We start from the raw sequence: 11,389 nt of genomic DNA, 5'->3' as shown, positions 1-11,389 counted from the left end.
GGCAGCACGCATGGACCCGTCCCCCGCCGAGAATGCGTTTTGCGACACTTCGGGCGGCAAGCGCCGTGATGGTGAGGCCCGAAATGTCGCAAAACGCATTCCAAAGGCAACCGACAGCATGAGGAGCCACATGTATTCGTTCACGAGCCGCGTGAGGTACAGCGAGATCGGACAGGACGGCAGGCTGACCATCCCCGCCCTTGTCGACTACCTGCAGGACTGCACCACGTTTGGCAGCGAGGAGCTGGGGCTCGGGCCCGCGCACACGGCCAAGACCGGCCTTGCCTGGCTGCTGAGCGCTTGGGAGATTGAGATCTCAGAGCTGCCGCGCTTTGGCGAGAAGATCTGCGTGAGCACGTGGGCCACGGGATTTGCGGGCCTGCGCGCGAGCCGCAACTTCACCGTGCGTCGCGAGGGCGACGAGGCTGGCGCGGCGCCGCTCGTGCGCGCCGACTCCAGCTGGTTCATGTTCGACGCCAACAAGGGCCGTCCCGTGCGCACGCCGAAGGAGGAGAGCACGCCCTACCTGGAGGACGCCCGCGATGACGCGCCGCTCGACCTGCCGCCCATCCCGCGCATGGTCCGCGTTGAGGGAGAGGGCGTGGCGGCCTGCCCCATCACCGTGACGGGCGCGCACCTGGACACGAACCACCACGTCAACAACGCCCAGTACGTGAGTCTGGCCCTTGGCGTGCTCGATGAGGGCGAGGTGCGGCTGCCCTGCACGCTCGACGTCCACTACAGCCAGGCCGCCAAGCTTGGTGATGTCATCTACCCGCACATTCACCGCGACGAGCAGGCCGAGGACGGCAGAGCCGCCACCGTGGTGACGCTCGACGACGAGGCCGGCAAGCACTACGCGCTCGTGCGCATCCGCTAACGAAACGTGCCCAAAGGGGTCTGTCCCCTTTGGGCACGTCGGGCACGCCGCTAGTCACGCTGCTTTTGGCACGCCGCTAGTAGAAGATCTCCTTGCGGCGAATGAGGTCGAACGTCACGACGCTCGTGTCCACGTACTCCTCGGCCACGACCACGGGCTCGTCGTCGCCGTCATAGGCGAGGGAGCGCACGAGCAGATAGGGGCGGTCGCCAACCTCGGCGGCGTCGATTGCGTCCGAGAGGGCCGCAACCTCGTCAGGCGTCGCCACGTCTATCTCGGCCTTGTCCCACTCGACGCTGTGGCCGCCTTCCTCGCGCACGAAGCGGAACAGCGACTCGTCGCAGGCCTCGAGCGCGGCCACGGCCGCCTCGGCCGTCTCGCAACCCGTCGAGGAGAGCGCGAGCCAGTCACGACAGGCGGCGCACGTGCGCCCGCTTGCGCAGAAGAGCTTCGTGACCTCGATGATGGGCTCGTCACCGTCCAGCTTAAGCGAGCGACGCGCACGGGCCGCCGCGTCTGCACTCGCCACGCGCGCGGAAAGCAGGCGCACCTCGGGCTCGTAGCCGGAGTCGCGGATGGCGTCCGTGAGCTCGGTGCTGGGCGAGAACCGCGCCCGTATGCCGCGCGACGCCGCGTTGACGAACGTCCCCCTCCCCTGGCGGCGAAGCACGATGCCGTCCGCCGCAAGGTCGTTGAGCGCCTGGCGAACCGTCGTGCGGCTCACGCCGAGGATGCGCGCGAGCTCCTCCTCGCGTGGCAGCTTGGTGCCGCGCGAGAGGTCCATCTCGCCGATCATGCGCATGAGGCCCTCGCGCGCCTGTGACGAGAGCGACGGGGCCCTGCCAATGCCAGACATCGGGGCCACCTAGTCCCAGTAGCCCTTGTGGACCTCCGCGGCCTCTTCCTCAACCTCGGGGAACGGGCCCTCGACCTTGATGTCCTTCTGGCCGCGGGCAAAGACGTCGCGGCACGGCAGGTCGAACGTGGGGTTCTGCTCGTTGGAGCCGGTGAGCTGCAGCAGGCGGCGCTCCGTCATGCCGTAGACCACGCGGCCGATGCCGGCCCAGTAGATGGCGCCCGAGCACATGGCGCACGGCTCGGCCGTGGTGTAGAGCGTGCAGTCCTTGAGGAAGGCGCGGCCGTACTCGTGGCTGGCGCGGCGCACGAGCGCCGTCTCGGCATGGCCGGTGGCATCTCGCTGCGTGATCTCGATGTTCTCCTGCTCCATGAGGATGTTGCCGTCCTTGTCCGTGAGCAGGGCGCCGAAGGGCGTGTTGCCGTGCTCGCGCGACTCGCGGGAGACCTGGATGCAGCGACGCAGGTAGTACTCGTTGGACTCGGCCATGACGTTCTCCTTAGCTCTTTTGCCGCGCCTCGCCCCTGTGGCCGCGCGAGCAGGGCGCGCGACGGGTGCGAGACCATCCCCCTTCCGCATGGCCGCGCACCCGTCTTGGCGCCTGAAAGGTAATAGGTATGACCTTTCTCCTGTCATCATAGCCGTCCGGCACGAGAAGCGCCCCGGGCCGAGGCGCGAGAGGCGCAGGCGGCACGGGGCGCGTGGTGAGCGGCAGGATGGTCGCGGCAGCCGCGACTACATGAGCTCGCAGACGTGGCTGGCGAAGGCCACCGGGTCATCCGGCAGCATGCCCTCGACGAGCAGGGCCTGGTCATAGAGCAGGCCGGCGTACAGGGAGAGCTTTTCCTTGTCGCCCGACTCCTGGGCGGCCTTGAGCTTGTCGAAGACGGGGTGCTTGGCGTTCAGCTCGAGCACGCGCTGGGCCTTGGGCGCCTCGCCGGCGTCCGGGCCGGCGGCGAGCACCTTCTCCATCTCGAGCGACAGCGGACCCTCGGAGGTGATGGCGGCCGGGGCGTCGGTGAGGCGCGCGGAGACCGTGACCTTCGTAACCTTGTCGCCCAGGGCCTCCTTCATGGCGTCGAAGAGGTCCTCGTTGGCCTTCGCCGTCTCCTCGGCGGCCTTCTTCTCGTCCTCGGTGGCAAAGTCCACGTCACCGGCGGCGACGTTCTTCAGCTCGAGCGAGCGATCCTCGACCTCGGGCTCGGCGCCGTCGGCCACGGCCTTCTCGGCCGCCTCGCGGGCGGCGTCGTCCTCGTAGGTCTTGGGCAGGCCCTTGGCCTCGTAGGTGCGCATGGCCTGGAACGTGAACTCGTCCACATCGGCCGTGCAGAGCAGCACGTCACAGCCGTGGTCGAGCGCGGCGCGCACGACGGGCATCTTCTCGAGGCGGTCACGCGAGTCGCCGGCGGCGTAGTAGACGGCCTTCTGGCCGGCGGGCATGGCCTTGGCGTACTCGGCGAGCGTCACCATCTTCTTCTCGCGGGCGCTCCAGAACAGCAGCAGGTCGGCGAGCTCGGAGGCCTTCATGCCGTAGCTGGAGTAGATGCCGAACTTGAGGCCGCGGCCGAAGTTCTCGAAGAACTTCTCGTAGGCGTCACGGTCCTGGTCGCGCATGGCCTGAAGCTCGCTCGTGACCTTCTTCTCGATGCGGTTGGCGATGGCGTGCAGCTGGCGGTTCTGCTGCAGCGTCTCACGCGAGATGTTGAGCGTGACGTCCGGCGAGTCCACGACGCCGCGGACGAAGTTGTAGTAGTCGGGCAGCAGGTCCGCGCACTTGTCCATGATCAGGACGTTGGAGCTGTAGAGCGCCAGGCCCTTCTCATAGTCCTTGCTGTACAGGTCGAACGGCGCCTTGCCGGGGATGAAGAGCAGCGCGTCGTACTCGAGTGCGCCCTCGGCGTGGAACGTGATCGTGCGGGCCGGATCCTCCCAGTCGTGGAACGCGGACTTATAGAACTCGTCGTAGTCCTTCTGCTCCACGTCGCCGCGCTTCTTCCAGATGGGCGTCATGGAGTTGATGGTCTCGAGCTCGGTGTAGTCCTCGTACTCCGGCTTGTAGTCCTCCGGCGCGTCCTCGGGCTTGGGCTTCTGGCGGCTCTTGGTCACCATCATCTGGATGGGATGGCGCACGTAGTTGCTGTACTGCTTTATGAGGTTCTTGAGCTCCCACTCCTCGAGGTAGCGGCTGTAGCGCTCGCCCTCGGCGCCGTCGGTGCCCTCGACGTCCTCCTTGAGCGTGAGGATGACGTCGGTGCCGCAGTGGTCACGCTCGCCGTCCTCGATGGTGTAGCCCTCCAGGCCGTCACTCTCCCAGACGTGGGCGACGTCCTCGCCGGCCGCGCGCGTCACGACGCGAACCTTGCTCGCGACCATGAACGCGGAGTAGAAGCCCACGCCGAACTGGCCGATGATGTCCACGTCGTCACCCTGGTGCTCGGCGTTGGCGGTCTTGAACTCCTCGGAGCCGGAGTGGGCGATCGTGCCGAGGTTGGCCTCGAGCTCGTCGGCCGTCATACCGGTGCCGTTGTCCGAGATGGTGAGCGTGCGGGCGTCCTTGTCGGGCGTGACGCGGATGGACAGGCTGTCCTCGTCGAGCTTGATGCTGGAATCCGTGAGGCTCTTGAGGTAGAGCTTGTCCTCGGCGTCCGACGCGTTGGAGATGAGCTCGCGCAGGAATATCTCCTTGTTGGTGTAGATCGAGTTGATCATGAGGTCGAGGAGCTTCTTGCTCTCCGTCTTGAACTTGCGCATGTGCGTGCCTCCCGGAACGTGCGGGGCAGACGCGCGGCGCAAAGGCGCGCCACGCAGATAATCTGCCATTGCTTGACTTAGGTTTTATATCCCAAAAGGGCGCATGTATTCAACGAAAGCCTCGCTTTGCCCCATTTGGCACGCGATTTGCGAACCATTTGGGTGTTTCGCAAAAAAGTAAGTTCGAAATACCTAAGCCATTCGGCGCGGACACGTCAAAGACCCCGCGGCAGCACCGCGCAAAGACGGCCATGCACCACGAACCGTTCGCGTCCGGCGGGGCCTAGCGACGCCCTATTTCCCGTGCTTGCGGCGGTGCCGGGCCCAGATGTCGTGCAACACGGCAAACGCCAGGGCAAACGCGAGCACGTAGCACACGAACGCGAACGCCGGCACGCCGAGCACGCAGAAGGCGTCGGCGGGCACGCGGCTGCTCATGACGATGGCGCTCGCCGCGATGAGGAACCCCACGCACAGCACGCCGAGCGTGAGGCGGTCTGCGATGTGGGAGAGGTCGTCGATGGGATCCTCGGAGCCCACGAAGTCCATGTTGAGCTTGAGCTGGCCGCGCGTGAGCATGCTCATGGCGAGCTCGGCCTGGGCGGCGGCGCCAAGCAGGCCCTTCGTCGCGGCCTTGCCGCGGATGGCGAGCTCGCTCGCGTCGTGCCTGAGCTTCTCGGCGGCGTCCGTGTGGGCGCGGATGTGCTGGGAGATGATGTCGATCATGTTGACGCCGGGCAGAAACTCGTCGAGCACGCCCTCGAGCGTCACGAGGCCGCGGGCCATGCTCGTGATCTGGCCGGGCAGCTCGATGCCGTTGCGGCGCGCGAGCGCGATGATGTTGCCCAGAAAGCTCCCGAGGTCCAGCTCTGAGAGGCTCACGGTGCCAAACTCGTCGACGACCTCGTCGAGGTCTGCGAGCAGCTCGGCGTGGTCCACCTCGTCTGGGCTTGTGGACGAGAGGCGCAGAAGCGCGCTCTTGAGCCGCGGGGTGTCGCGCTCTGCCACCGAGAAGATCATGTCGCGCATGATGCGGCGAAGCGACGGGCTCAGCCTGCCCGTGATCCCCAGGTCCAGGAACACGATCTGCCCGCCGAACACCTCGATGTTGCCGGGATGCGGGTCCGCGTGGAAGAAGCCGTCGTCGAGCAGCTGGCTGGCGTAGTTGTCCACGAGCTTGGTGCCTATCTCGGTGAGGTTGTAGCCCTCCTCCGTAAGACGGGCCGGGCTGGAGATCGTGATGCCGTCCACGTAGTCCATGACCACGACGTGCTTCGTGCACAGCCGCAGGTAGGGCTTGGGGCACGTCACGAACTTGCAGTCCTCGTTGTTGCGGCGGAACTCCTCGAGGTTGCGCGCCTCCACGAGAAAGTCCGTCTCCTCGCGGAAGGTGTCCCACAGCTCCTCGACGACGCTCGTGAGGTCAAGGAACTGCTCGCCCTTGAAGAAGGGCGTGAGGTGGCGCACGAGCGAGCGCATGATGTCGATGTCTTGGGCCATGACCTCCTGGACGTGCGGGCGCTGCACCTTCACGGCCACGTCCTCGCCGGTGGCGAGACGCGCGCGATGCACCTGCGCCACGGAGGCAGACCCCAGCGGATGCTCGCCGATGGCGTCAAACAGCTCGCCGAACTGCCCGCCATACTCCTGCTCGAGCACGGCGATGACGGTCTCGTAGGGCATGGGGTCCACGTCGCTGCGCAGCTTCGTGAGCTCGGAGCAGAAGCGCTCGGGCAGAATCTCCGAGCGCATGGACAGGATCTGGCCCGCCTTCACGAACGTGGGGCCAAGCTCCTCGAGCATGCGGCGAAACTTCACCGGCGTGATGCCGCCGAAGACGTCGTACTTGCGCACGATGCCAAAGATCTGCAGGATGCGCGCGTGCCGGCGCTTGGCCGAGACGCCGTAGCGGCTCGCGTCGTTGCGGCGTGCCCCGCGCAGAAGGCCGATCGTCACCGAGTCGTCCTCGTCGAGCTCGCCCTCCACGCCGGCGAGCGCCGCCTCCCACATGGCGTCTTGCGCCTCGGGGCTCGAGGGGTCGGCATGGAGGGCCACCCCCGGCTTGGTACCAGGGGTGGCCTGCCGCTCGGTGTTGTCTGCTCTCGCCGCCAAGTGGGCTACTCCGCGGCCTCGGCGTCGCCGTCCTCGGCCTCGACCTCGACCTCGACGTCAACGGTGGCTCCAGCGTCCTCGCTCGCCTTGGCGTTCATGTCGCTCGCGATCTGGCGCGCGCGGTCCGCGAAGGCTTCGCGCTCGGCGGGCGACATGGTGGCGAGGCGGGCGCGCAGCACCGCGTCCTGCGCCTCGTTCACGGTGTCCTTGGCCTTCTGCGTGAGCTCGCGGTTGAGGTCCTTGCCCTGATCGACCGTGAGCTCGCCCTTCTTGACGAGCGTGTCCACGAACTCGGTGGTCTTCTCGGCACCAAAGGCGACGGCGCCCACGCCCGCGAGAAACGCGGTGCGGGCGGCCTCCGCGATGCCGTTAGCGATGTCTGCCATGGTGTGCTCCTCTCATTGGCGCGCCGTAGCGCGCAGCCGTTGCCCTTCTTGTACCCAGTGTGGCCCCGCGCGAGGGCGAGAAATCCAATGAGCGGGTCGCCGTCAGCCGAGCAGCGCGCGGCGCATGTCGGCCACGGAGCTCACGCAGGCGGTGGCGCCGGCATGCTCGAGCTCGCCGGGCTTGGCCGTGTTGCCCAGGTAGACGCCCAGGCTCGCCACGCCGTTGGCGCGCGCGCCCTCGATGTCGTAGAAGCGGTCCCCCACCATGACGGCGTCGGCCGCCTGGCAGCCAAGCGCCTCAAGCGAGGAGGCCACAAGGTGCTCCTTGCCCACGTGCTTGGGGTCATGGGCGGCCACGACGGCGTCGAACAGAGCGTCGATGCCCGTCTCGGCCAGGGTCTTGCGCACGAGCCGCTCGTTCTTGGACGAGGTGATCGCGAGCCTCCTGCCGGCCTCGCGCAGGTCGCAGAGCAGCTCGCGGATGCCGTCGAACAGCGGGAAGGCCTCCGGGCCCAGGTTCCCGTAGATGGCGCGGTAGCGGCGCGTGACCTCGGCGGCGTCCTCCTCGGACAGGCCGTAGACGAGCGAGAAGGCCGCCGGGAAGGGCGGCCCCACGAGCCGGCCCGCGTCGCCGATCTCATCGTCCGTGAGGCCAAAGCCGCGCAGGACCTCGGTGGCCGTGGCCACGATGTGGGGCTTGGTGTCGGCGAGCGTTCCGTCGAAGTCGAACAGCACGCAGGGCTTGCGCGAGAGGGACGCCGCGGCCTGCGAGAGCTCGCACCCGCGACGCTCGGCTGCGCAGTCCTGCGGGGCATCGGCGCGAAGCATCTTGAGGCCGTGGCGCACGGGGCCAAGGACCGCCTCGAGGTTCTCCGTGGCGCCCTTGGGGCTTCCCGGCACGTTCACCACGAGCGTGCGCCCCAGCGTGCCGGCCGTGGCGCGAGAGACCCACGCGTGAGAGGTGATGGCGGCCGAGGAGGCGCGCATGAGCTCGCCGAGGCCGGGGACCATGCGCTCGCAGACGGCCTCGGTGGCCTCGGGCGTGACGTCGCGCGGCGAGAGACCCGTGCCGCCGGCCGTGACGCACAGAGCCACGTCGGCGGCGGCAGCGTCTTTGATGGCCGCGCCAATCGCATTGACGTCGTCTGCCACGATCGCGGTCGAGCAGACCTCGAACCCCTCGCGCGCGAGAAGCTCGGCCACGGCCGGGCCCGTGGCGTCATCGCGCCGGCCGGCCGAGCAGCGGTCGCTCACCGTGATGACGGCCGCCGCGTATGCCTGCACGCCGGCCGCGCCGCCGAGCGCGCCGCTCTGCTCGTGATGGTGTCCCATGGGTCCTCCAAGCTCGCGTTACTTGCCAAACGGACAGATCGGGTAGTGGCACTCCTCGCATCCCAGGCACAGCCCGCCCTCGCCGTACGCCACGATGTCGCCGCGCGTGAGGCGGATGCCCGCGGCGATTCTCGGCAGCACGAGGTCCAAGATCGTGGCCTTGGCGAACATGACGCAGCCCGGAAGGCCCAGCACGGGGGTGCCATCTGCATAGTAGCCCACGAACAGCATGGCGCCGGGCAGCACCGGCGCGCCGTAGGTCACCATCTCGGCGCCGCTTCGCTGGATGGCGCCGGGGGTGTTGTCGTCCGGGTCCACGGACATGCCTCCCGTGCACACCACGAGGTCAACGCCCGCCTCGCGCACGCGACCGATGGCGGCCACGATGTCTTCCATGTCGTCGCCGGGCAGCTCGTGGGCCACCATCTCGATGCCAAAGGCCGCGAGCTTTGCCTGAACCACCGGCGTGAACGAGTCCTCGACAAGGCCGCCCGCCACCTCGCTGCCCGTGGTGACGATGCCCACGCGACGCAGGCAAAACGGCACGACCTCGCACAGCGGGCCGGAGCCGGGGGCGGCGGCCGCGGCGGCGTCGGCCTCATCGAGCGTGGCCTCGTCGATGACGAGCGGGATCACGCGCATGCCCGCGAGCTTGTCGCCCGCACGCACGGCCGTGTTCCCCTTGCGCGTGGCCACCATGACCTGCGGCACGCGGTTCACGGCGAGAAGCGCCTCGGAGCGTACGGTGAAGCAGCCGTCATGCGCTGCCGTGAGCTCGATCTTTCCCTCCTTGATGTCGGGCTTGTGCGTGCAGCCCGGCCCCTCGGCAAGCGCACACAGGCGCAGTGCCGCGTCGTTCTCGTGCAGCATCCCCGGCTGCATCTCCCACACGTAGACGCTGCGCTTGCCCATGGAGAGCAGCACGTCCACGTCCTCGGGGGTCACGACGTGGCCCTTGCGGAACCGCGCGCCCTTGAACTTGCCGGGGATGATCTGGGTCATGTCGTGGCACAGCACGTGCCCCACGGCGTCCTGGACCGCAAGCTCCCTCATCGCTCGCTCACCTCCACCACGCGCACCGCATCCCCCGCGCGCACGACGCCATCGCGGATGACCACGGCGAATATGCCCTCGCTGGGCATGGCGCACTTGCCGGTGAGGCGGCGGATCTCGCAGTCGTTGTGGCACTTCTTGCCAATCTGCGTCACGGCGAGAAGCGCCGTGCCGGCCGCGAGCGTAGTGCCCACGGGCAGCGACTTGAGGTCGAGCCCGCGCGTGAGGATGTTCTCGGCGAAGTCACCCGGCGCCAGGCTGGGCAGGACGCCGCGCAGCTCGTCCACCGCCTCGTCGGGCAGCAGGCTCACCTGGCGGTGCCAGGCGCCCGCGTGGGCGTCTCCGGCCACGCCCGTGCCCACCAAAAGCTCGATGGCCTCCACGGGGTGCTTTCTGGTGCCCTTGCGCTCGCTCGCGCACACGGCGATGACGCTCGCCTCGCGCGATGCCGCGCCCGCGATCGCGTCCGGCGCGCTCCCAAACTGCTCCACGCTAGTCCTCCCTCACGAAGTGGCCCGAGCGGCCACCGTCCTTCTCCATGAGCCGCACGCGCTCGATGACCATGTCACGCTGGTGCGACTTGCACATGTCATAGATGGTGAGCGCCGCCACCGACACCGCGGTGAGCGCCTCCATCTCCACGCCCGTCTCACCCTTGCAGCGGGCCGTGGCCTCGATGGCGATGCCGTCGGCCTCATAGGCAAAGCCGAGGTCCACGCCCGAGAGCGGCACCTGGTGGCACATCGGCACGAGCTCCCAGGTGCGCTTGGCCGCCATGATGCCGGCCACCTGCGCCACGGCGAGGACGTCTCCCTTGCGGGTGCCGCCGCTGCGCACGAGCTCGAGCGTCGAGGGCGCCATGAGCACCTTGCCCGCCGCGCGGGCCACGCGGGCGGTCACGGGCTTGGCGCCCACGTCCACCATGCGCGCGCGGCCCTGCTCGTTCACGTGCGTGAGCTCCGCGTCGCGGATGGACGCGGACGTGGCGGGCCGCAGCACCTCGCGGCCGGGCGCGCCCGCGGCCCCGCCCCCTTGCGTGCCGAGAATGTCTTGCTGCTCCACGCTATCCCCCTATCTCGAACATGTCCCGCGGCGTGTCGCTTGCACGCACGCCGGGCGCCAGGTTGTGGTGCGCGGGCTTTGCCGCGATGCCCGCGCGGATCGCCTCCGCGAGCGCGGGGCCGGCAAGGCCGCGCAGGCTCACCTCGGCCGCGGAGTGCAGGCAGGGCTTGAGCCGGCCGTCCGCCGTGACGCGTATGCGGTCGCAGCCCGAGCAGAACTTGTGGCTCACGGCGCGGATGAGCCCCACGCGCCCCGCAAACCCGGGGGCCGCGTAGAGCTCGGCGACCCCTCCGGCACCCATGCGGACCAGCTCGGGCACGCGCCCGAGCACCTCCTCGCCGGCGACGAAGCGCTCGCGCGGCCAGCGGGCGCACTCCCCCATGGGCATGAGCTCGATGAAGCGCACCTCTATGGGCTCGCGACGGGCGATGTCCACGAAGTCGGCGATCTCGTCGTCGTTCACGCCGCCCATGAGCACGCAGTTTATCTTGGTGTTCGTGAAGCCCGCCTCGCGCGCGGCGCGAAGGCCGGCAAGGGCGTCGGCAAGCTCTCCCGTGCGCGTGATGGCGCGATAGCACTCGGGGCGCAGGGTGTCCAGGCTCACGTTGAGGCGCGTGAGGCCGGCGGCACGCAGGTCGGCGGCCACGGGCGCGAGCATGGTGGCGTTCGTGGTCATGTCCACCTCGTCGATACCGGGCACCTCGGACAGCATACGCACGAGGTCCACGACGCCGCGGCGCGCGAGCGGCTCGCCGCCCGTGACGCGCACCTTGCGCACGCCAAGCGTGGCCGCGGCGGCCACGATGTCGGTGAGCTCCTCGAACGTGAGCAGGTCGCGGTGTGCGCGCGCGGGCACGCCGGCGGCCGGCATGCAGTACACGCAGCGGCAGTTGCACTTGTCGGTCACGGACAGGCGCAGGTAGGAGATGTCTCTTCCAAGGGTGTCTCGCACGATGT

The 11,389-nt window shown here is 68.6% G+C and carries 11 protein-coding genes; 1 reads left to right on the top strand and 10 read right to left on the bottom strand.

Going from position 1 to position 11,389, the window contains the following annotated elements; genetic code table 11:
* Window positions 1-130 precede the first annotated feature (130 nt).
* The gene (locus tag Pcatena_RS02695; RefSeq protein ID WP_126421390.1) at window positions 131-880 is read left to right on the top strand and encodes an acyl-[acyl-carrier-protein] thioesterase; all 750 of its coding nucleotides are present in this window, start codon (window positions 131-133) and stop codon (window positions 878-880) included.
* 76 nt (window positions 881-956) lie between these two features.
* Here Pcatena_RS02695 and Pcatena_RS02690 read toward each other — a convergent pair whose 3' ends face one another.
* From Pcatena_RS02690 to moaA, 10 genes are all read right to left on the bottom strand, one after another.
* Complete coding sequence (locus tag Pcatena_RS02690; protein ID WP_126421387.1) at window positions 957-1,736, bottom strand: GntR family transcriptional regulator; 780 nt, start codon at window positions 1,734-1,736, stop codon at window positions 957-959.
* Window positions 1,737-1,745: 9 nt separating this feature from the next.
* On the bottom strand, window positions 1,746-2,225 hold the full coding sequence (locus tag Pcatena_RS02685) for a nucleoside deaminase (protein WP_126421385.1): 480 nt from the start codon (window positions 2,223-2,225) through the stop codon (window positions 1,746-1,748).
* A 246-nt stretch (window positions 2,226-2,471) separates the two neighbouring features.
* Window positions 2,472-4,487, bottom strand: a complete 2,016-nt coding sequence (htpG, locus tag Pcatena_RS02680; RefSeq protein WP_126421383.1) for a molecular chaperone HtpG — start codon at window positions 4,485-4,487, stop codon at window positions 2,472-2,474.
* Between the two features lie 294 nt (window positions 4,488-4,781).
* Complete coding sequence (locus Pcatena_RS02675; RefSeq protein ID WP_198433410.1) at window positions 4,782-6,599, bottom strand: ABC1 kinase family protein; 1,818 nt, start codon at window positions 6,597-6,599, stop codon at window positions 4,782-4,784.
* 5 nt (window positions 6,600-6,604) lie between these two features.
* Window positions 6,605-6,985 carry a phasin family protein gene (locus Pcatena_RS02670; RefSeq protein WP_126421381.1) on the bottom strand — a complete coding sequence of 127 codons (381 nt, stop codon included), beginning with the start codon at window positions 6,983-6,985 and terminating at the stop codon, window positions 6,605-6,607.
* 102 nt (window positions 6,986-7,087) lie between these two features.
* A complete protein-coding gene (locus tag Pcatena_RS08115) occupies window positions 7,088-8,317 on the bottom strand; it encodes a molybdenum cofactor synthesis domain-containing protein (protein WP_172596357.1) in 1,230 nt (409 codons plus the stop codon).
* An 18-nt stretch (window positions 8,318-8,335) separates the two neighbouring features.
* Window positions 8,336-9,370, bottom strand: coding sequence for a molybdopterin-binding protein (locus Pcatena_RS02660; protein WP_126421379.1), 1,035 nt, complete (start codon window positions 9,368-9,370; stop codon window positions 8,336-8,338).
* On the bottom strand, window positions 9,367-9,861 hold the full coding sequence (locus Pcatena_RS02655) for an MOSC domain-containing protein (RefSeq protein WP_232619885.1): 495 nt from the start codon (window positions 9,859-9,861) through the stop codon (window positions 9,367-9,369). Before Pcatena_RS02655 ends, Pcatena_RS02660 begins: the two co-directional genes overlap by 4 nt.
* Window position 9,862: 1 nt before the next feature.
* A complete protein-coding gene (gene moaC, locus Pcatena_RS02650) occupies window positions 9,863-10,432 on the bottom strand; it encodes a cyclic pyranopterin monophosphate synthase MoaC (RefSeq protein WP_408634302.1) in 570 nt (189 codons plus the stop codon).
* Window position 10,433: 1 nt separating this feature from the next.
* Entirely contained in the window at window positions 10,434-11,384 is a 951-nt protein-coding gene (gene moaA, locus Pcatena_RS02645) for a GTP 3',8-cyclase MoaA (protein WP_126421377.1), read from the bottom strand.
* Window positions 11,385-11,389 lie beyond the last annotated feature (5 nt).

Source organism: Parolsenella catena, assembly GCF_003966955.1.
Lineage (GTDB): Bacteria > Actinomycetota > Coriobacteriia > Coriobacteriales > Atopobiaceae > Parolsenella > Parolsenella catena.
Note: the sequence above shows the minus strand (reverse complement) of the source record. Positions and strands in the feature narration are given on the sequence as shown.

Excerpts from the sequence above, each read along its gene's own strand:
- Pcatena_RS02695 (WP_126421390.1), top strand. The coding sequence starts at position 131 with ATGTATTCGTTCACGAGCCGCGTGAGGTACAGCGAGATCGGACAGGAC.
- Pcatena_RS02690 (WP_126421387.1), bottom strand. The coding sequence starts at position 1,736 with ATGTCTGGCATTGGCAGGGCCCCGTCGCTCTCGTCACAGGCGCGCGAG.
- Pcatena_RS02685 (WP_126421385.1), bottom strand. The coding sequence starts at position 2,225 with ATGGCCGAGTCCAACGAGTACTACCTGCGTCGCTGCATCCAGGTCTCC.
- htpG (WP_126421383.1), bottom strand. The coding sequence starts at position 4,487 with ATGCGCAAGTTCAAGACGGAGAGCAAGAAGCTCCTCGACCTCATGATC.
- Pcatena_RS02670 (WP_126421381.1), bottom strand. The coding sequence starts at position 6,985 with ATGGCAGACATCGCTAACGGCATCGCGGAGGCCGCCCGCACCGCGTTT.
- Pcatena_RS08115 (WP_172596357.1), bottom strand. The coding sequence starts at position 8,317 with ATGGGACACCATCACGAGCAGAGCGGCGCGCTCGGCGGCGCGGCCGGC.
- Pcatena_RS02660 (WP_126421379.1), bottom strand. The coding sequence starts at position 9,370 with ATGAGGGAGCTTGCGGTCCAGGACGCCGTGGGGCACGTGCTGTGCCAC.